Consider the following 20,486-nt stretch of genomic DNA (forward strand, 5'->3'; position numbering starts at 1 on the left):
GACGCTCTGAAGGGCGACTTTCGGTTTTTATACGACTACGGCTATGCGCTGCACAAAACGGGCAGCTACCGGCAAAGCAATGAAATCCTGCGTGAGGGGATGCGGATCAGCAGCGACCCGATGTTCTGGAATATCGCGGGGCGAAATTACGAAATGTTGGGGGATGTCGCGGCTGCCGAGCTGGCCTATCTCCATGCGCACCGTATGATCCCGGATCGGGTTTACCCGCTTTACCTGCTTGCGAAACTCTACCTTGCGGATGGGCAGACGGAAAAGGCGTTCGCCACGGCATGCCGGGTCATTGCGCATAAGCCCAAGGTCGAATCGGTACAGACGCGGGAGATGCAGGCAGAACTGCGCAAATTGTTGGAAATGCCCCCTTCGGGCGAAATACGGGAGTAATATGCGACGGGTTTTCAACTATATCTTTTGGGTATCCGCAAGTGCCTGCATGCTTTTCGCGGGATGGCTGCTCGTGCGGATTTTCTGCTGCGACCAGTTCGTCGTCCCGTCGGAGTCGATGATGCCGGCCTTGTTGCCCGGGGATCGGATCCTGGTCAATAAACTGCTTGCCGGGAGCCGCATTTACAGCAAACTCGAGTTCCGGCAGGATGTTCCGCTCCGTTCGTTCCGCATGCCCGGCCTCAGAGGGGTGCGTGTCAATGACGTGGTGGTCTTTAATGCCCCGCACGGGTACGACCGGGATCGCATAGAGTTCCGGATCAACTATGTCTATGCCAAACGTTGTGTCGGGATGCCCGGCGACAGCATTGCCATCCGGAACGGATATTTCTGTAATAATCGTTACAAGGGGGTTATCGGCGATGCCGTGCAGCAGGGACGGCTGGCTGCGATTCCGGATTCGTTGTTGCCGCCCAACGTACTGCGCGCCTTGCCTTTCGATGACCGGCGCTACGGGTGGACGATCAAAAATATGGGACCTCTATATATTCCCCGTGCCGGCGACAGGGTCGAACTCGACTCACTGAATTATGAGCTGTACCGACTTGTCGTGGAATATGAGACAGGCGGGGCGCTGACCTGCGACGGGAACCTCCTGCGGCTCGACGGCGAGGCGATCTCGACCTATGAATTCCGGGAAAACTATTATTTCTTCTGCGGCGACAATGTAATCAATTCTAAGGATTGCCGCTATTTAGGCTTTGTTCCCGAGGAGTTCATCATCGGTGTGGCCTGCCGCATTACCTATTCCGAAGATCCCCTCACCGGGGTGGAACGTCCCGGGCGATGGTGGAAGGCGGTCGAATGAACCGACGGGCGGATCATTCCTTGATTGTCAACTCTTCGGCGCGGAGTTTTGGGACGTAATGCGTGCCGTTTTCGCGGTAATAGGTGTGGCTGTCGCTGGGGCCTATGGGCACCAATTCGATCTTTTCGATGCCTTTGCCGACGGCGAGGATCAGCAGCGGTTCGTAGGCCAGGTGGAATTCCTGTTTGATCCGCTCCTTGTCGAATGCGCCGATGCAGATGCCGTTCAGGCCGATCTCCGCTGCCTGGAGCAGCATGCTCTGGGCCGAGATGCCCAAATCCATGTCGACGTAGCGGTTCTCTTCGACCGTCGAGCAGATGATGATAAAGGCATTCGGCTCGGTACCCGGAAAGGGCAGGCGGAGTGCGGGCAGGGCTCCGCCAAGGCGGATGTGCGGCAGGACTTTGTGGGCTTCGTCCGCCAGCACGGGGCGGAACCGGAGCACTTGCTGGTTGCGCGCCGAGGGGATCCTGGTATTTACCTCGATCATGCGCCGGAGCTGATCCTCGCGTACGACGAACCCGGTGTCGTAACCGCGGTGGCTGCGGTTTTTCAGCAGTAACCGTCCCAATGTCGCCAGCGGCCTGCGGTTGCTCTGCCCCGATGCCTTGCGGGCCATGTACTCTTCCATTTTTCTGCCTAAATAATCGTCTGCCATTTTTGCCCCTCCGTTTGTGACGTGAGGCAAAGATACGAAAAATAGCCTGGAAACGGTTGCTGTGCCGGCAATCTTTTTCCGGGAATTCGGCCGCTTCCCCTCCTTCATGTGTGCGGTTCCCTGTTCTCTTTGCGTGCTTCGCCTTCCTCCTTTTTCATACGGTCCCTCCGTTTCTTATCCGGTGCCCCCTCCCTCCCTGTGTAAATAAAAAGCGGGCAGCCACAGGGCTGCCCGCTCGATAGATGCGGCCGGGAGGGTCAATAACCCTCGGCTTCGGTGAAATCGTTGCTCTCGTTGAAGCGCGTCTGCGTGTAGGCATGGTTGAAACTGTCGGTCGCACGAACCACGATGCCGGTCGCTTCGGGATTTTTCAGCTTGCACTGGTATTGGTGGTAGCAGGGGCTGGTGCCGCTTTCCACCGGATGTTTCTTGACCCCGATGTGGTAGCCGCGGATCCAGCGGTCGCCGTAGTTCTGCGCCATCGCCGTCATGGCGCTCCACGTCTTGCCGCCGTCTTCGGACAGTTCGACTTTCCAGGTCGTGCCGTCCATCCCGGAAGTGAAGACGTTGGCTACGACCACGTCCGCCCCGACATCGTATTTGTAGGTCGCATAGGGGCCTGCGAACTCGGCGTTGCCGCGATAGAGCCGTATCTGGTAGTCGTCGGCGCGCTGCGAGGCCTTGAAATAGGTGTCGATGATTTTCGTGCCGTCGATCTCGTAGACCATGAACCCGTTGGGCGTGCCGTCGCCTCCGCATGTCGAACGCCAGAAATAACCGCACGTGCCGCCGTGAATGCGTTCGAAAATATTGTGCGAACGCATGTGGTAAGGCTGGAAATAGTGCGTATGGGCGCACATCAGGGTGGGGTTCTTATACCTGGAGATCATGTCGAGCACCTTTTTGCGGTTGAGGTAGCCCGTGTTGTCGCGCAGCGGGATGTGGTAGTAGAGGATTACCATTTTATCCGTCGGGACGAAGCTCAGGTCTTTCTCCAGCCATGCCACCTGCTCGTCGGTGAAACCGCCCGTGTATTCCGTGCCGGTGAAGATGATGTTGTCCATCGCTATGAAATGCACGTCGCCGCGGTTGAACGAGTACCAGCGCGGCCCGAGCACGTCGCGGTAGGTGTCGCCCGTATAGTCCACCGAACTCTTGTCGTGGTTGCCGATCGTGGTGAAGAACGGGACGCCCGTTTCACCGAAGGCGCGTTTCATCGAGGTGAAGGTCTGGGCGTCGCCTTTACCCAGGATGTCGCCCAGAGCGATGCCGACCTGCGGGATCGAGTATTTCGCGCTGATCTTTTTCACATCGGGTACGGCTTCCGTGCGGAACCGCTGGATATGGTCGCTGTTGTCGGGCTGCGGGTCTCCCAGCCCGAAGAGCAGGAACCGTTTGTCGCTTTGGGTGAGTTTGGTGAGCGTGAAGTCCGCCCGGTAGGGTTTCGAACTGCTTCCGGTGACGGAGTTGGCTGCCTGGTAGGCACCCTGGTAGGAGCCGAAGTTCGCCTGTGCCGGGATTTCGTAGCCCGAAGGTACCGAAATGAATACGTGCTTGGCGCTGGGGTCGCGCACGATCTGGTAGACGCCCTTCTTGTCGCTCGCCACGACGCTGTACCCGTCGCTCACGACGACCCCTTCGAGGGGGTTGCCCTCCTTGTCGCTTACCAGTCCGTAGAGGGTGATGCCCTTGTCGGGCGTGATCTCCGTCGTGCCGTTTCCGTTGCCGTCGTCGGGCTTGGGGAGCTCGGTGAGCATTTTGTCGTCTCCCTCGCACGCCATCATCGTTGCGGCTATCAGGGCCGTGAGCGCGAGGCTGAGCGTCCTGCGGAGCCGTGTGAAGATTGAATCGTTTTTCATAGTCTGTTTTACTGTCAGCCCGACCGCCGGTTCGGGCGGTCGGGCCGGTGATTGTCAATTACCAGTTGGGGTTTTGCGGAATGTTGGCCCGCTGCAACTCTTCGGTCGGGATCGGGAAGAGGTAGTGCTTCTCGAGGAATACGCGATCCTCCTTCCAGAAGCGCTCCATGCGGTAGGTTTTGCCGCCTACCGATATCTTGCCGTTGGGGTCTTCCACGGGGCGCATGCCGCAGATGCGGTGCTGCGTCTTGGGGTAGGCGCCGTATTTGTCGAAATACAACTGTGCCTTCTGGTCGTTCGACCCCTGGATCGAACTCCACTGGGCATCCTTGGCCAGTTCTTCGGGGCTGGTCGGTTCGAGGTAGAACCGCGTCGAGAAGAAGCGGCTCTTTTCGTGGTAGAGCTCCACGCGGCGTTCGCGCAGGATGTAGTCTAACAGCAACTCCTTGTTGGTCTGCGCGGCCGGCGGGATGGGGGCCATGAACGAACGGGCACGCAGCTCGTTCATCAGGTTGTAGACCTCGGGGGTGGCGCCCTTCGAGCGGGTGACCGCTTCGGCATAGACCAGGTAGATCGTCGCCAGGCGGATCAGCGGCGCATCGAAGTTCCAGTTGCCTGACATGCCCTTGGTGTAATAGCCGTCGAAATATTTGCGGGTGAAGTAGCCCGTCGACGTGGAGTTGGCGGCGTTGATGGCGTCGGCACCGGTGGCCGTGTTGATCCACTTGCCCTTGAACATGGAGCCGTGGTAGGTGATGTCGCGGTAGAAACGTGGGTCGCGGTTGACGTAGGGGTTGCCGTCGTCATAGGCCTTGGCCATGTCCTGCTCGGAGATCAGGCTGCCGTAGAGCGCCTTGTGGTTCTGCTTGAGCGCATAGATCGGATAGCCGTAGCCGTCGGGGCCGATCACCTCGTATTCGTCCACCTGATCCTGTACGGGTACCTCGCGTGCCTGTCCCTGCGCCGAAGGCGGGTACATGTCGTTGTGGTAACCCACGGTCTTGCAGTGGAGGTGGAAGAAGATCCATTCGGCCTTCTTGGCGTCGTTCATCGTGCGGTGGAACAGCTCCCAAAGACGGCTGTAAACCGCGCCGTTGCTCTGATCCGTGCCGCCCGAGTCGGTCGTCTGGCTTTTGGGCGAACCCTGGTAGAGCGAGTAGCGTTTCTGCCCCTCGGCCTCGAAATCCATCACGGCCTTGGCGGCTGCGGCTGCGGCGTCCCAGCGCGCGGGGTCGTACGACTGGTAGACCGACGCATAGTTGCGGGTGTCGCCTTTGAGCGTCGACCCGTTGTAGAGCGGCGTGGCTGCGATCCAGAGCGCCATGGCCTTCAGCGCAAGGCAGGCGCCTTTCTCCACGCGGCCGAACTGATCCATCAGGTTCTGCGCCGGGACGCGGGCATAGGCCTCGTCGCAGTCGCGGCAGATCTTCTCGACGATCGTATGGATGTTCTCGCGTTCGAACGGCGGCAGTGCGTTGGGGTTCACCGTATAGTCGACGTAGGGGCATTCGCCGTAGCTTTTCAGCACGCAGTAGTGCAGGTAGGCGCGGATGAAGAGCACCTCGCCGATACGCTGCGAAAGCGTGCCGGGTCGTGCCTCGGAATCAGGGGTGTTGTACTTCTCGATACCTTCGAGGATGACGTTGGCGCAGCGGATGTCTTCGTAGAGTTTGGGCCAGAAGGTGTGGCAGGCGCCGGAGTTGGTCGTGGCGTTGCACGAGGTGTAGAGCTGGGAACCCGGTTCCCAGTCGCCGTCGTTGAACTTGTTGGACCACCCGTTCTCGGCCGAAGAGCCTTCGCATTCGTCCGTGAGCGCCGAGTCGCTGAAGAAACGGATGTGCACGAGCGGCTGGTCGGCGGCGCGGGCGTAGAAGTAGAGCCGGTTGATCAGGCTTTCAGTCTCGTTGAAACGCGAGAATATGTCCTGATCCGTTTTGTCGCCCTGCGGGGTCTTGTCGAGGAAATCCTCGCAGGAAGCCATCAGCGTGACTGCAAAGCAGCTACAGAGCAGATATAAGATTTTTTTCATTGTCATTGGTTTTTGTTGGGTTAGAATGTCATGTTAAGGCCGATGTTGATGACACGCTGTACGGGGAACCAGCTGCCGTCGCCGTTCTTGATCTCGGGATCCATGTCGACGTCGCCCAGGTTGTCGAACGTGAGCAGGTTCTGTCCCTGCACGTAGATGCGGACGTTCTGGATGCCGGCTTTCGAAGTCCAGGCTTTGGGCAGCGTGTAACCGATCTCGACGTTCTTCAGGCGGATGTACGAAGCGTCGTAGAGGAAGAGGCTCGAATACTGCTGTTTATTGTTGTTGTGGATGCCGTAGTGCAGGGCGGGGTATTTCGCCGTAGCTGCCGTTTCGGGCGTCCAGCGGTCGAGGTGCATCCGGCGCACCTTGCCGATACGCGACTGGTCGTAGAGCGGGAAATCCCATACGGCCGGGCCGCTCAGCTGTACGGAGCAGAGTGCCGAGCCCTGCCACAGCATGCTGAAGTCGAAGCCCTTGTAGGAGAGTCCCAGCGGAATGCCGAACTGGATCTCGGGCGTACGGGGGTTGCCGATGGCGGCACGGTCGTAGTTGTTGACCACGCCGTCGCCGTTGAGGTCTTTGTAGACCACGTCGCCCGGCTGTACGGGGCCCCAGATGGCGAATCCGCTGCCGCCGTTCATCGCGTTCAGGCGGTCGGCCTCGCCCTGGTCGGCCACGAAGTGGTCGAAGATGTAGCAGAAATTCTCATCGAGGCGTTTGCCGGTCTGGTAACGCCACGGGCAGTCGCGGCCGTTGTTGTCGATGTAGGAGATTTCGTTGCAGTATTTAATCTTGTTGCGTGCGAACGTGAAGTTCGGGCGGATGTAGTAGCGGAAATGCTGCCCGATATGACCGTTCCAGCCGATCTCGAATTCGACGCCGTGGTTGTCGACGATACCCGAGTTGACGATCGGGGCGACCTGCCCGACGATGTAGGGGAACCCGACCTTGTCATCCCCCGAGAGCGAAGTGAGGATGTCGTAGCGGTGCTCCTTGAAGACATCGAGCGTGAAGGTCAGCCGCTGGTTGAAGAACTGGGCGTCGATACCGAAGTTGAACTTGCGGGCCTTCTCCCACGTCAGGTTCGGATTGGCGAACACGCCCTCGACCAGGTAGCTGGTATAGCCGGCCTCGGTCTCGCCGAAATAGGTGGTCATGCCGTCCGACGACTTGTAGTATTGCAGGTAGGAGAAACGGTTGCCCGAAAGCTGGTCGTTACCCACCAGACCGTACGATGCGCGCAGCTTGAGGTGGTCGAGCCACTTTACGTCCCTCATGAATCGCTCCTGCGTGATGACCCAGCCGACGGCGCCTGCCGGGAATACGCCGTAGCGCTTGCCGCGGGCGAAGTTCTCCGAGCCGTTGTAACCGATGTTGAACTCGAAGAGGTACTTGTTCCGGTAGTCGTAGGTCGCGCGGCCCGAAAATCCCATGTAGCGATAGGGAACCTGGTTGCTGATGACCTTGTTCTGCAGGTAGAAGAGCAGCATGCCCGACACGTTGTGGTCGCCGAATTTGCGGGCGTAGTCCAGGCGCGCCTGGAAACGCGACGTCCCTTCGGGCGAGCCGTGGCTGATGCTGTTGCTTTGCGCATCGTCCGTGGTTCGCTGGTTGGCGGTTACATAGGTGCCGTTCTTGATCCAGTAGTCGGCGTTGTTCTTCCACTCGTCGATACTGTATTCGGTGGGGAGCATCCACGTCGAATAGCCCGGGTAGGTCAGGTTGCCCGTGCTGTGGGTCGGCACGCTGTTGTTGATGGTGTGCTGGTTGTAGGTGTCGTAGGAGAACTGCGCGGCGACGCTCAGGCCCTTGGTGATGAAGTCCAGGTCGTGGCTCAGCTTGAACGATCCCTGCAGGTAGCGGCGCGTACGTTTGCTGAAGCCGGTGCGGTTGAGCTGCCCGAGCATGTTGTACCGGTAGTCGTTGTCGGCATAGAGCAGGTAGCCGCCGTTCTCCTCGAAATCGGCCTGGTTGACGTCGTTGTGGTTGTTGGGCAGGATGATCGGCAGGTAGGGGGGCTGCGTGTTGGCCAGCGAGATGATGTTGGCCGCCGTGGCGCCCGGGTAGTTGAACTCCGTGACGCGGGCGCCCAGGTCGACCGAGATCTTCAGCCGCTTGGTGGCGTCGACATCGACGTTGGCGCGGAAGTTATAGCGCAGGAACTTGTTGACGTTGTCGGAGTTCGAATGCTTGTAGTTGCCGCCCTGGTTATAGTAGCTGCCGAGGATGAAATAACGGGCGCGGTCGGTGCCGCCTCGTACCGAAAGGCTGTAATCCTGGAGGATCGACGGTTTGAATGCGTAGTCGAAGTAATCCCAGTTGTAGCCCAGGCCGTCGGAGTTGTCGCCCTTGGCGCGGCGGAAATTGCTGATCGTCTCCTGGGAGAAGAGCGATGCCGAGCCGGGATCCAGCGAGGGGTTGTCGTTGAGCATCGCCTCATTGTAGAGGGTCGCATAGTCTGCCGAACCCAGGTAGTCGGGGTAACGGATGGGTTCGCTGACACCGACCGACGCCTTGAAATCGACGGTCGGTTTTTCGCCTTTTCGGCCGCGCTTGGTCGTGACGATGATCACGCCGTTGGCACCGCGGATACCGTAGGGTGCCGTCGCCGAGGCGTCCTTGAGGATCGTGAAGGTCTCGATCTCGTCCGGGGAGAGGTAGCTCATGTCGCGCTCGATACCGTCGACGATCATGATCACGTCCGACTTGCCGTAGGTCGATTTACCGCGAATGTTGAGCTGTGCGGCGTCGTTACCCGGTTCGCCGCCGTTGAACTGGTTGACCAGCAGGCCCGGCATGCGCCCGGCCAGCGCATTGTTGATGTTGGCCGTGGGGGACTGCTTGAGGTCTTTGGTGGTGATCGTCGAGATCGAACCGGTGATGGTCTCCTTCTTCTGTACGTTGTAACCTACCACCACGACCTCTTCGAGCGCCTTGCTGTCCTCGACCATCGTGATGTCGATCCTCGTGCGGTTGTTTACGTTTATCTCCTGCGGGGCATAGCCGATGTAGGAGACCATCAGCGTCGCTTCGGCGTAGGGAACCGTGATCGTATAGCTGCCGTCGGAGTTCGATACGCTGCCCGAGGAGGTGCCTTTGACGACGATGGTCACGCCGATCAGCGGGCTTCCCGCGTCATCCTTGATGATACCCGAGACCTTCAGCTGCGAAGAACGCGCCTGGGTGTCCGGGGCGGCTGCCGTCCTGTCCGGAGAGGCCGTGGCGGCCCCTCCCAGACAAAACAGACACAATATCAGTGTTATAATATGATATTTATTCATAACCGTATTGTATTCTTATTGGGTTTTACTCTCTTGTCGTGATTCTGATTGTCGTTTCCGCCGAATTGGTTTTGGAAGCCTCGTCGCATACGGTCTTCTTATCTTCGACACCCTTTTCCCAGGTTTTCTGGAAGACATAGACCGCTCCGACGCTGGTCGCCTGGTAGAGCGTCGCATCGATGGTGCACTTGCAGGTGCAGTTCGTGATCGTGGTGACCTTGTCGTTTTCTATGGCGACGATGCCGGCCACGATTGGGCGCCATTTGTCGGTTTTGTGGTTGGCCACTGCCGTAATGTCGCCGTAGTTCTCGCAACCGTCGAAAACGGCATTGTCGTCTCCGGATACGGCGATACCCGCGATGTCGCGCTCGACGGCCGCCGTGAGGTTGCCGCGGTTGATGCAGTTTTTCAACGTGAAGGCTCCGGCGACCTTGCCGGCGATGCCGCCCATGTAGAAGAGGTCGTAGTCGGCCATCGTGGGGCTGGTCATGTTACCCGTGTTTACACAGTTTTCGATCAGGGCCGGCGACGCCACCTTTTCGGCAATGCCGATCAGACCGCCGACCGATGCCGTCGAAGCCGCGATGTCGGCCTCGTTGCGGCAGTTGGTCATCCTGAGCGTATAACCCAGGCCTGCGTCCGATCCGACGCAGCCTACGATACCGCCCGTGCGGCGATATTTCGTGCCGTTGGAGTTGTTGAACATGATCTTGCCCTTGTTGACGCAATTGTCGAATACGCCGTAGCCGGTGGCCAGGATACCGCCCAGCGAGTGGAACTGGTGCCCGGGATCGGCGAAGGTGACGGTGAAGGTGCCTTCGTTGGTGCAGTTGCTGAACGTCCAGTTCGATTTCTCGGCATGGCCGAACAATCCTCCGTATTGGCCGGTGTCGACGGCGCCCGGGAAGTCGAAGCTGAAATTGCCTTTGTTCGTGCAGTTCACGAGCGATCCTTCCGTTTTGTCCGCGGTGCCTGCGACGATGCCGCCGATGAACTCCGTCCGGGCTGTCCCCGTGACGATGAATTCGCCGGTATTGTGGCAATCGGTGTAGACCGAACCGACGTTCGCCAGGCCGACCAGCCCGCCGAGATAACCTGCCGTGGTGACGGTTTTCGCCCCGGAGAAGGACAGTGTGGCCTTGTTGGTGACTTTGGTCAGTGCCGCGCCGTTGTTATAGACGGCCAGCGTGCCGGCTACTACCGGGGTGGCTTGCGATACGGACATGCTGCCCGCCAGCGAGAGGTTCTTTATTTCGGCCGTTGCATCGAGCGTGTGGAACAGGCCGAGTTCCTTCGAATCCTGATCCGCCAGCTTGACGGTGATCGTATTGTTCAGACCGTCGAAAGTCCCTTTGAACGGATTGGCGGCCGAGCCTGCGAAGCTGGTTTGGGTAAGGGCGCTCAGATCGATGTCGCTGACAAGGACGATCCTGCCGCCGTTGGTGTAGGCGTCGAGCGGCGCCCCTTCGGTCACCGCGTTGCCGAAGGCTACGAACTCTTCGGGGGTTGAGATGCCCTTCCAGCTCAGGCGGACGCTGAACGATGCCGTGAGCTCTTCCGCCGAAACGGCTGCGAACTCTATCGTGCCCGCACCGGTGCAGTCCGCACCGTCGGCCGGAGCCGTGACTTTGAGCACCGAATTTTTGATGTCGAGTGCGATGTCCCAGCCTTTGAGCGCCGTGATGTCGCACGTGGCTACGTTGGTGACGGTACAGGGGATGTCGCGCTGCTCGCCGAAGGCGAATTTGTAATCGGCCTCGGCAAAGGAGATGATCGGCAACTTGGTCGAGAGTTCGACGGGGATCGACGCACCCTCGCCGGCCGTTCCGCGGACGCTCAGCGGCGTAACCTTGACGCTGCCTTCCATGGCCGGGTCGGCCTCCTCCTGCGTGGGCGCGGTGACGGTCAGCAGACCCGCATCGACATCGGCCGTGTAAGTCCATCCCTTGGGGACGCTTACGTCGAGCGACGCGGTGTTCTCGCTGGTGAATTCGAATTCCATGCTCTTCCCGTAGGAGAAGACATGGGTCTTCGAGGTCGTCTCTTCGTCGAATGTGAGCGTGATGTCGTTTTCCAGAGCGGCTACGGCGAGCGTATAGGTCTCCGTGCGGCCTGCCTGCGACTGTATTTCGATGACCACGTCGCCGCTGGCCTTGGCTCCCAGGTCGGAGGCTGGGGGGGCGGTGACCGAACAGCTCCGCGAGCTGGGGATCACGGTGCATTTCCAGCCTGTGGGCGGGGTGGCCACCGTGTAGGTGACGAATGCACTCTTTAAGGTATAGGTGGCCGTCGTGCCGAACCGCATGCTCTGGAGGCCCTCGATCAGGTTGCCCTCCGTGTCATAGAGTTCGAATACGATCGCACCGTCTTCTGCCTCTACATCCTCGATGCCGCAGGAGCTGCACAGCAATAGCGGTGCGGCAAAAAGCATGTAAATAAGAAAATGAAGAGATTTTCTCATAAATGAAAGTTTTAGGGTTGAATATTTGGATGAATGAATGGTTCGTAAAAGTCCGGTCGTAGTTTTTACTTTGTCATAGGCATCTCTGTATTTTAAAGGTTGAGAAAAAGATATTAAATGAAAGATGAATGAAAATCAAATAGAGTTGTTATGGATTTCTTATTGTATTCTTTTGTGTTTATTTCAGAAGAAATTCCGCTTTGTTGTTTGTAAAAGTATGCTTTTGGAAAATATGTATCAACAGCATCAAAATGAAATATGAATGCGTATTTCCGATAATGGGCTGGTGGAAAGCATGTTATTTCCGATACCCGGGTGTTATTATATGAATCCCGTATGAATCGCCGGCGCGCGATTTCCGGCTGTCAGACGATCTCCATGATCCGGCGCTCGAATTCGGCGGGCGGGCATTTGGCGGCGTTCCGCAGCCGGTTGCGGTAGGTGTAGACCGTATTTATGGAGATATGCAGAAACTGGGCGATTTCGCTGTTGCCCGTGATGCCCAGCCGGATCACGGCCAGCAGCCGGAATTCAGTGTTGAGGCCGGGCGTTTTCATTTGCTCCCCGTCCCGCAGCAGTGCGTTGGCTTTTTCCACGAAATCGGGATAAAGCGATAGGAATACCCGGTCGAATTCGTGGAAGAACGATTTGTATTCCTGCTCGATGGGCGTAGGCGAGCGCAGCTCACGCAAAAGGCGCTCCTGCCCGAACGAGAGCGCAGTCTTGTAGAGGTGTGTGCGGTGACGTTCTAATTTGTTGATGTAGAACGTGCTGCGTTGCATGTAGTAACGCAGGTATTTGTCTTTGATGGTATTGGCCTGGGAGAGTGCCCGGGTGGCTGTTTCGTGGCGGAGGCTGCTGGCGGCGAGCTGTTCGCTGAGTTCGTGCAGCCGGGCGCAGGTTTGCGCGTGTTGCGTACGCAACTGTTTGATCAGGTGTTTTTGCCTGAAGGCGAGCGAGACGGCCGCCAGTAGAAGAAGTGCGCCCGTTGCGATGGCCGGCAGTGCGGCCTTGCTTTTTCGCGGGCTTCGGATGTGGGTGCCCCCTGCCGTTGCCGGCTCGGGGGCAGCGTTGCTTTTGCCGGCTTGGTCGCCGTTCGGGGCGTAGCGGATTGTTTGCTCCGGCAGGATGTTGCCGGTTACCGAAATTAAAAGAGGGAAATCCCCCCCCCACGCATTGTGCGGGCGGTAACGTCGTTTTTCGGGACGCAGCAGCAGATCAGAAGGCCGGTAAGCAGAGCGAAATGACGGTTCATGTCTGGTCGAGGGTTAGGTTGTGGTACTACAAATATACATTATAAAATCGAGACTGTACGGGTTGTGCCCGGGCGGCGGCGTTTTTGGTGCTGTCTCAGTATGCCGCCGTCAGCCTTGTTGCTGCGGTAAAGCCGGCCCGGGCCATCGGGGCGCAATTGCAGTCGCCGCTTAGGGCATCCCCGGATGCCTGGTGTGCGGTTGCGTCAGTCACCCGGCCGGAGGCTGTCGCAGGACAAGTACGGCCGGTGGTGCCGACGACGATACCCTGACCGGCCGCGGATGTGCCGTACCCGTTTTGCAGGGCGAACGGCAGGGCGGGCGGTATGGACGGTCTCCTGCTGGGGAGGTAGGCCGAAAGAGTCCGGAATTTCTTTTCCATCGTTTTTAGGCTTTAAGATATGACAAATATATAAGTTTAATTTTAATACAAGTGTTAAAAAGAGATTAAAAGGAAATTTATTTTTGATTATTTGTTGTGTTTATGTTGTTATTTATCTTGCCTTTTATTACTTTTGTCCGCAACGTAGTCGAAGTCCGGTCAACTTCCATCCTCTTTCCATCATTCAATATTAAAGCAAGCAAATATGAAAATCATGCGATTTATCGGAATCGTCTTCGCGCTGTTTTCGGCGGGAAGCCCGTCGGATACGTCGGCGCAGGATTCCGGGAAAAAATACAAGGTCTATATGGTCTCCAATTCCCATCTCGACACGCAGTGGCGGTGGGACGTGAAAGCCACGATCGACGATTACCTATATAATACGGCTGTGCAGAATCTGGCGCTGCTCGAAAAATATCCGCATTACGTGTTCAATTTCGAAGGTGCCGTCAAGTACGAATGGATCAAGGAGTACTATCCGCACCTCTTCGAGCGCATCCGGAAATTCGTAGCCGACGGGCGATGGAACATTTCGGGGGCTTCGTTCGAGGCCAACGACCCGAACATGCCGTCGTCGGAGTCGTTTATCCGCAACATCCTGCTTGCACAGGAGTTTTATAAAAAGGAGTTCGGCATCAAGTCGAAGGATATGTTCCTGCCCGACTGCTTCGGATTCAGCCAGGTCATGCCGACGCTGGGACACCACTGCGGCCTGATCGGTTTCTCGACGCAGAAATTGTCGTGGCGCACCGAGCCGCTTGTCGGCGACTCCAAAACCCCGTTTCCGATCGGGCTCTGGGAAGGGGTCGACGGCGCCCGCATCATGGTGGCGCTCGAGCCGGGACGCTATTCGTGGAACGAGTTTCCCGAAGGGGATCTGAGCGCCAACGAGGAATTGGCCGAAAGCGCCCGGAAGTCGCCTTTCGGCATCGCTTACCGGTACTATGGCAACAAACTGGCGAACGGAGCCGGAGACCACGGCGGCTCGGCCCTGCCCCGCAGCATCCAGCTGCTCGAGGAGGGGATTACGAACGGCAAGGGGCCCGTGCAGCTTGTCAGCGCCACGTCCTCGCAGCTCTACGAGGATTATATGCCCTACGGGAACCATCCGGAACTCCCGGTGTTCGTCGGGGAGATGCCTCTCGACGTCCACGCTCCGGGCTGTTATACCTCCCAGGCCGAGATGAAGCGTTACAACCGCCGTAACGAACAGTTGGCCGATGCCGCCGAGCGTTCGGCCGTGATCGCCGACTGGATGGGAGCCGTACCTTATCCGAAAGAGGCGCTTAACGATGCCTGGAAGCGTTTCCTCTGGCACCAGTTCCACGACGACCTTACGGGAACCAGCATTTGGGAGGCTTATACCTATTCCTGGAACGACGAATTCCTGGCGCAGGGGCAATTCTGCGATGTGATCCTCGCCTCGGCCGGGGCTGCGGCATCCGTAATGGACACCCGCGCGAAGGGAAGTCCGGTACTGGTTTATAACCCCGCCGCTTATTCGCGCAGGAGCCTTGTCGAGGCGACGGTCGACCTGCCTGCGGAGGCCGAAGGGGTGGCCGTTTATGCGCCGGACGGGAAGACCGTTCCTGCGCAGATCGTTGCCCGCGACGGTGCCAGGGCGACCGTGCTGTTTGCCGCCGCGATGGAACCCGTAAGCTATGCGGTATACGACGTGAGGGCCGGCAAGGCCGGCAAGGGCAAGGTGCTCAGGGCCTCGGGCAATACGCTCGAGAACTGGGTCTATAAGGTGACGCTCGATGCGAACGGCGACATCGCCTCGGTCATTGACAAGCGCAACGGCCGCGACCTGGTCGAAAAAGGCAAGGCCTTCCGCCTTGCGGTGCTGACCCCCAATGTGTCGAACCGCTATCCGGCATGGGAGATCCACAAGGCGACGCTCGACCAGACACCCGAACCCGTGGATACGGATGTCCGGATCAGCGTGGCGGAGTGCGGCGCCGCACGGGCCTCCCTGAAAGTAGAACGGCGGTACGGCGATTCCCGGCTGGTGCAGTATATCCGCCTGACCGACGGCGGGGACGACGAGCGTATCGATATCGTGGCCGACATTGACTGGAAGACGCCCGACGCCCTGCTCAAGGCCGAATTCCCGATGTCCGTTTCCGCCGAGGAGGCCGTCTACGACATCGGCATCGGCAACCAGCGCCGTCCCACCAACCACCAGCGGGCGCACGAAACATTCGCCCATCATTGGGCAGACCTCTCGGACGGGGACTATGGCATCGCCGTTCTGAACGATTCGAAATACGGCTGGGACAAACCCGCCGACAATACCCTGCGCCTGAGTCTGCTGCATACGCCTTCGACCGAGAAACGCTATGCCGACCAACGGGATCTGGATTTCGGACGCCATACGATGACTTACTCGCTCGTCGGGCACGATGGCGACCATAACCGCGCCGGGGTGGTGGAGAAAGGCGAGCTGCTCAACCAGCCGCTCCTCAGCTTCACGACGCCGAAGCACCCCGGGAAGCTGGGACGCAGGTTCTCTTTTGTCGCGGCTTCGACCCCGCAGATCGCCGTCAAGGCGCTTAAGAAGGCCGAGGACGGCAGCGGTTATATCGTCCGCGTATTCCAAACAACGGGCCGGGAGGTGCGCGGCGCCGAGCTGGCTTTCCCCGTGCGGATCGTTTCGGCCGAGGAGGTGAACGGAATCGAGGAGCCGGTCGGGGAAGCACGATTCGAAGGCAACCGGCTGCTCGTCGATGCCGGGCGTTTCGCGCCCAAGACCTATAAGATTACGCTGGCGGAGGCTCCCGTGGCCGCCCCTGCGATCGAGAATGCCTTTGTGGATTTCCCTGTAAACCAGAACTCCATTTCGAGCGACCCGTTCAAGTCCGTCGCCAAGGTGGATAAGGAGTGCAACTCCTATGCTGCCGAGCTCATGCCCGAAGTGATCGTCCATGGCGGCATCGAATACCGCCGCGGCGAACCCGACGTGAAAAACGTGCTGAACTGCAAGGAGGCCGTCACGGTCGATTTGCCGCAGGGCGATTACAACAAGGTCTACATCCTCGCATCGTCGTCCAGGGGCGACCGCAAGGCCGTATTCGACGTCGACGGCCGCAAATACGAGGCTGTCGTGCCCTATTACTCGGGCTTCCGCGCCCAGTGGGCCTGGGCCGGCAAGACCAAATCGTTCGTCAAGGACGGAACGATCGCCCATATCGGGAACCACCGGCACAAGATGAACGGCCGGAACGATGCCTATACCTTCACGTACCTTTACAGGCTCGGGTTCGATATCGCCCCCGGAGCCGGAAAGCTGACATTGCCCGAGGATGCCGACATCAATATTTTCGCCATTACGGTCTCCGGGAACCGGATCGACGGGACGCGGTGGGCCTGCGAGCCGCGTGCCCTGCCCGTGATCGAATAACGGGGAGCCACTCTATATGCGATAAGCCCGCTCCGGATGTTTTCGGAACGGGCTTATTCTCTATCCCTTTTCAGTAGTCACACGATCCGTAGCCGGGGATGCGCTATAGGGTGACGGCCCTCTGAAATGCAGGCCGGAGCGTTATTGCGGGCGCGGGGGCATTTATCGCCTGAAAAATTTTGCGATCCGGGTGGTTGCGGCGGTACCCATACGGAACCGTCCCCGGATATTTTCGCTCTGGTGCTGCCGGGCCGGGTTATGCAGCCATTCGTGGAAGTCGACGTATATGCCTTTATTGATCATGAATTCGAAAGCTGCGTTCTTCAGCCTTTTTTCTTCGTTGTAACCGGACTGGATGTTGGCGATCAGGTCTTCGAACGCGGCAAAATTGTACGGGTTGGAAACTGGGATTTCGGCTGTGTAATGTTGCTTTTTCATAACTTTTATCTTTTTTATAATTGAAGTTTTGTTTCATCAATTCTAAACGACCCAAAGTATTCGGAATCGGCTCCCTGACAGCGTGTGTATGCACTGCAATTTTGCCGGCTTGTCCGGCGGGAAAATGGTCGGTATATGTTGCGTCGAAAATAATCGGTACAGCCTGCTTTCGGATCCGGCTGTATTGCCGACAGGGGTGTTCACTGCCGCGATCGTGTCGGCAAAGGTAGGGACAATATGTTGAAATCCAAGCTTTTTGTGATGTTTTTTTTGATGCAAAAAATCGAAAAAAAACTTGCATTGGATTTTATTATTATATTAATATAATAATACCCTTGCCGGAAGGGGTAAGAATCCGGAGCGATTTTTCTTGTCTTTTCGCTTGTTCCGTTATCGGATTAATAATGTTCTGAATTGCATCCTGGTGGAAATGGCTTTATTATTGGAGCGGAAGCCCGGTGCGGAAAATTCGGGACATACGAAATTTTTTCGCCCGATCGGCGGGAATCCGCCTTAATTTTATACATTTGCAAAATCATGTCTCCTGCATTGCGGATAAAACTTTTTTTCGCTCTTGCGGCGTTGTGCCTCGCCTCTGCGGTAAGGGCACAGGGCGGCGCCTATGCCGTCAGCGGCCGGGTGATCGACCGCCTGACGCGCCGGCCGGTCGCCTATGCCGCCGTAGTGCCCGTCGGACAGGAACAACGCGGCGCATCGACCGATTCGCTGGGACGCTTCCGCCTCGAGCGGGTGCAGGCGGGTATTTTCCGCCTCTCGGCCTCGTCCGTGGGGTACAAGACCGTCGTCACGCCCGAATACCTCGTTTCGGCCGCCACGCCGTTCATCGAAATCGAAATGGAGGAGGATGCCACGCAGCTCGAAGCCGTGACGGTCGTGCCTTCGCCGTTCCGCGCCACGGCCGAAAGCCCCGTCGGGTTGCAGGTCATCGGGGTGCGGGAGATCGAGAAGAGCCCCGGCGCCAACCGTGACGTGTCGCGTATCGTACGTTCGTACCCCGGCGTGTCGTTCTCGCCCGTGGGCTATCGCAACGATCTGATCGTACGCGGCGGCGGCCCGTCGGAAAACAAGTTCTATCTGGACGGCATCGAAATCCCCAATATCAACCACTTTGCCACGCAGGGCGCCACGGGCGGCCCCGTGAGCATCCTCAATGCCGATCTGATCCGCGAGATCAATTTCTACACCGGGGCTTTCCCGGCCGACCGTTCCGGGGCGCTGAGCTCGGTGCTGGACATCCGGCTGCGGGACGGGAATCCCGAGAAACAGACTTTCAAGGCGACGCTCGGGGCTTCGGAGGTGTCGCTGAGCGGGAGCGGCCATATCGGCGAGAAAACCTCCTACCTCTTCTCGCTGCGCCAGTCTTACCTGCAACTGCTGTTCAAGATGATCGGCCTGCCTTTCCTGCCGAACTACATCGACGGGCAGCTGAAGGTCAAGACGCGCCTTTCGGAGCACGACGAGCTGACGGTATTGGGGCTGGCGGGCTTCGACAACATGAAACTCAACCTCGACGAGGAGGGTGAAGATGCCGAGTACCTGCTGAGTTACCTGCCCCGCATCCGCCAGGAGACCTTCACCGTCGGGGCCGCATGGCGCCACTATGCGGGCCGCCATGTGCAGACCGTGTCGCTCGGGCACACCTACCTGAATAACCGCAACCTCAAATACCGCGGTAACGACGACTCGTCGGAGGACAACCTGACACTGCGGCTGCGCTCCGTGGAGCAGAAGACCACGCTGCGCGCTGAAAACCGCAGCTATCTGGGGCGCTGGACGGTGCGCGAAGGTGCCGAGCTGAGCTATTCGGGCTATACGAACCGTACCGAGCAGCGGCTTTTCACCGATGAGGCGGTGCTCTCGGACTACCGTACCCGGCTGGGGATCGTGGGCTGGGGCCTGTTCGCCGGCGCGGATTATGCCTCGGCGGACAAGCGCTTCACGGCGTCGGTCGGCGTGCGTGCCGACGGGGCCGACTATTCCGCGCGCATGGCGAAGTTCTGGCGTCAGCTTTCGCCTCGGGCGTCGGTCTCATACCAGCTCGGCAAAGGGTGGTCGCTGAGCGGAAGCGCCGGGCTTTATTACCAGTTGCCGCCCTATACGGCCCTGGGGTTCAAGCAGGACGGGGCGCTGGTGAACGAGGCGTTGGACTACCTGCGCGTGGGAATGATCAGCGTCGGAGGCGGATGGCGCCTGCGCGACCGCCTGGTCGTCTCGGTCGAGGGGTTCTACAAGAAATACGGGAATATCCCGCTTTCCGTCTCGGACGGCATCCCGCTCTCGTGCAAAGGCGACGACTATGGCGTGGTTGGCAACGAAGCGCTGCGCCCGACGGCCGTCGGGCGGTCGTACGGGGTCGAGGCGATGGCACGCTGGCAGATACCCGGGAGGGTCAACCTCGTCGGTTCGGTGACCCTGTTCCGCAGCGAGTACCGTGCCGATGCCGCATCGGAGTATATCGTATCGGCCTGGGACAGCCGTTTCGTGGCGAACCTCAGCGGCACGTACGACCTGCCGCGCAACTGGAGCGTCGGGGCGCGCCTGAGCGCCGTGGGCGGGACGCCCTATACGCCCTACGATGTCGAAAAATCGTCGCTGGTCGAAGCCTGGGACGCCCAGGGGCGCCCGTACTATGACTATGGGCGTTACAACGACGGGCGGCTCGACACCTTTGCGCAGGTAGACCTGCGTATCGACAAAACCTTCTATTTCCGCCGCTGTATGCTCGGCCTTTACATCGACCTGCAGAACGTGACGGGCAGCAAACTCCGCCGTCCCGACGTGCTGATGTCGACGGGCGTGGTGGAGAACCCCCAGGCCCCGGCGGCGGAACAGCGTTACCGCATGAAGTATATCGGGCAGCAGAGCGGGTCGCTTATCCCTACGCTGGGGATCACCGTTGAGTTTTAGAGAATCCGGGGTCGTGTCTTTGGGCGATATCCGGATCCGGAGCGATAACCGGGGCGGGGCTGGGAAGCCGACCTGCCGCTGCGGCAGGCAGGGAGGTGTCGGGAGAGAAATACGGAACCGCAGGGGGCGGAGATGCCGGCCCCTGCGGTTCCGTGCGATCCGGGGCGTGCCGGTGGCTATTTCCCGCTGCCCGTGGTATTCGCGCCTTTCCTGCGATCCATCGCGAAGCTGATGATGAACGGCATGGAGAGGAATACGAGCGTGCCGACGACTACCAGCCACGTGTAGGTGGCCGGGCTGCCTACGGGCAGCTGCGACGGCGGGAAGAAGGTGACGATGAACGAGAAGAGCACGGCCAGAAACCCGATGCCCCCGACGGCCCACATGCCGGCGTTCCCGCCCGGAACGCGGTAGCTGCGGGTGAGGCCGGGCTGCGTGTAGCGCAGGCGGATGCCCGCGGCGTACATCATCATATACATCACCAGGTAGAGCCCTACGGTTAGTGCGCTCAGCAGGAAGAA

13 protein-coding genes (1 of these 13 only partly in view) are annotated in these 20,486 nt (G+C 58.9%); 5 read left to right on the forward strand and 8 right to left on the reverse strand.

Translation table 11 applies throughout. From position 1 onward, the window contains the following. The 3 genes in view from QVP03_RS01385 to lepB are tightly spaced (at most 16 nt apart) and all read left to right on the forward strand, a layout consistent with a single transcriptional unit that may run on beyond the window. Positions 1-83, forward strand: partial view of an O-antigen ligase family protein gene (locus QVP03_RS01385; RefSeq protein WP_022331889.1) — the 3' portion only. It extends 1,480 nt beyond the left edge of the window; 83 of the gene's 1,563 nt are visible here — the last part of the coding sequence; the start codon falls outside the window, past its left edge; its stop codon occupies positions 81-83. Positions 84-99: 16 nt separating this feature from the next. Further along, the gene (locus QVP03_RS01390) at positions 100-402 is read left to right on the forward strand and encodes a hypothetical protein (RefSeq protein ID WP_022331890.1); all 303 of its coding nucleotides are present in this window, start codon (positions 100-102) and stop codon (positions 400-402) included. 1 nt (position 403) lies between these two features. After that, positions 404-1,270 carry a signal peptidase I gene (gene lepB / locus QVP03_RS01395; protein ID WP_022331891.1) on the forward strand — a complete coding sequence of 289 codons (867 nt, stop codon included), beginning with the start codon at positions 404-406 and terminating at the stop codon, positions 1,268-1,270. Positions 1,271-1,283: 13 nt separating this feature from the next. Here the strand turns inward: lepB and QVP03_RS01400 are convergent, their stop codons facing one another. The 6 genes from QVP03_RS01400 to QVP03_RS01425 form a co-directional block, all read right to left on the reverse strand. After that, complete coding sequence (locus QVP03_RS01400; protein WP_302579422.1) at positions 1,284-1,901, reverse strand: nitroreductase family protein; 618 nt, start codon at positions 1,899-1,901, stop codon at positions 1,284-1,286. A 284-nt stretch (positions 1,902-2,185) separates the two neighbouring features. Further along, positions 2,186-3,787 carry a calcineurin-like phosphoesterase C-terminal domain-containing protein gene (locus QVP03_RS01405; protein ID WP_022331893.1) on the reverse strand — a complete coding sequence of 534 codons (1,602 nt, stop codon included), beginning with the start codon at positions 3,785-3,787 and terminating at the stop codon, positions 2,186-2,188. Positions 3,788-3,845: 58 nt separating this feature from the next. Beyond that, on the reverse strand, positions 3,846-5,816 hold the full coding sequence (locus tag QVP03_RS01410; protein ID WP_022331894.1) for a RagB/SusD family nutrient uptake outer membrane protein: 1,971 nt from the start codon (positions 5,814-5,816) through the stop codon (positions 3,846-3,848). 20 nt (positions 5,817-5,836) lie between these two features. Continuing rightward, on the reverse strand, positions 5,837-9,100 hold the full coding sequence (locus tag QVP03_RS01415; protein ID WP_022331895.1) for a SusC/RagA family TonB-linked outer membrane protein: 3,264 nt from the start codon (positions 9,098-9,100) through the stop codon (positions 5,837-5,839). 25 nt (positions 9,101-9,125) lie between these two features. Beyond that, positions 9,126-11,561, reverse strand: a complete 2,436-nt coding sequence (locus QVP03_RS01420) for a hypothetical protein (protein ID WP_022331896.1) — start codon at positions 11,559-11,561, stop codon at positions 9,126-9,128. 365 nt (positions 11,562-11,926) lie between these two features. Further along, on the reverse strand, positions 11,927-12,778 hold the full coding sequence (locus QVP03_RS01425; protein ID WP_369677380.1) for a DUF6377 domain-containing protein: 852 nt from the start codon (positions 12,776-12,778) through the stop codon (positions 11,927-11,929). Positions 12,779-13,401: 623 nt separating this feature from the next. Here QVP03_RS01425 and QVP03_RS01430 point away from each other — a divergent pair. Continuing rightward, positions 13,402-16,599 (forward strand): alpha-mannosidase, encoded by a 3,198-nt coding sequence (locus QVP03_RS01430; protein WP_022331899.1) that lies wholly within the window; start codon positions 13,402-13,404, stop codon positions 16,597-16,599. 162 nt (positions 16,600-16,761) lie between these two features. Here QVP03_RS01430 and QVP03_RS01435 read toward each other — a convergent pair whose 3' ends face one another. After that, positions 16,762-17,037: a hypothetical protein gene (locus QVP03_RS01435; protein ID WP_022331900.1), complete on the reverse strand. Its 276-nt coding sequence runs from the start codon at positions 17,035-17,037 to the stop codon at positions 16,762-16,764. Positions 17,038-17,574: 537 nt separating this feature from the next. Between QVP03_RS01435 and QVP03_RS01440 the strand changes: the two genes are divergently transcribed. After that, a complete protein-coding gene (locus QVP03_RS01440; protein WP_022331901.1) occupies positions 17,575-19,965 on the forward strand; it encodes a TonB-dependent receptor in 2,391 nt (796 codons plus the stop codon). 176 nt (positions 19,966-20,141) lie between these two features. On the opposite strand, the gene QVP03_RS01445 is transcribed toward QVP03_RS01440, so the two are convergent. After that, positions 20,142-20,486 (reverse strand): amino acid permease (locus QVP03_RS01445; protein WP_288210591.1); only part of this gene is annotated, 345 nt, incomplete at its 5' end.

The sequence above is a fragment of the Alistipes sp. CAG:29 genome (assembly GCF_000435435.1).
Taxonomy (GTDB): Bacteria; Bacteroidota; Bacteroidia; order Bacteroidales; family Rikenellaceae; genus Alistipes; species Alistipes onderdonkii.

What these genes read in the sequence shown, in the direction of transcription:
- lepB (WP_022331891.1), top strand. Translation starts at nt 404, where the DNA reads ATGCGACGGGTTTTCAACTATATCTTTTGGGTATCCGCAAGTGCCTGC.
- QVP03_RS01400 (WP_302579422.1), bottom strand. Translation starts at nt 1,901, where the DNA reads ATGGAAGAGTACATGGCCCGCAAGGCATCGGGGCAGAGCAACCGCAGG.
- QVP03_RS01415 (WP_022331895.1), bottom strand. Translation starts at nt 9,100, where the DNA reads ATGAATAAATATCATATTATAACACTGATATTGTGTCTGTTTTGTCTG.
- QVP03_RS01440 (WP_022331901.1), top strand. Translation starts at nt 17,575, where the DNA reads ATGTCTCCTGCATTGCGGATAAAACTTTTTTTCGCTCTTGCGGCGTTG.
- QVP03_RS01435 (WP_022331900.1), bottom strand. Translation starts at nt 17,037, where the DNA reads ATGAAAAAGCAACATTACACAGCCGAAATCCCAGTTTCCAACCCGTAC.
- QVP03_RS01405 (WP_022331893.1), bottom strand. Translation starts at nt 3,787, where the DNA reads ATGAAAAACGATTCAATCTTCACACGGCTCCGCAGGACGCTCAGCCTC.
- QVP03_RS01390 (WP_022331890.1), top strand. Translation starts at nt 100, where the DNA reads ATGCGGATCAGCAGCGACCCGATGTTCTGGAATATCGCGGGGCGAAAT.
- QVP03_RS01410 (WP_022331894.1), bottom strand. Translation starts at nt 5,816, where the DNA reads ATGAAAAAAATCTTATATCTGCTCTGTAGCTGCTTTGCAGTCACGCTG.
- QVP03_RS01420 (WP_022331896.1), bottom strand. Translation starts at nt 11,561, where the DNA reads ATGAGAAAATCTCTTCATTTTCTTATTTACATGCTTTTTGCCGCACCG.
- QVP03_RS01430 (WP_022331899.1), top strand. Translation starts at nt 13,402, where the DNA reads ATGAAAATCATGCGATTTATCGGAATCGTCTTCGCGCTGTTTTCGGCG.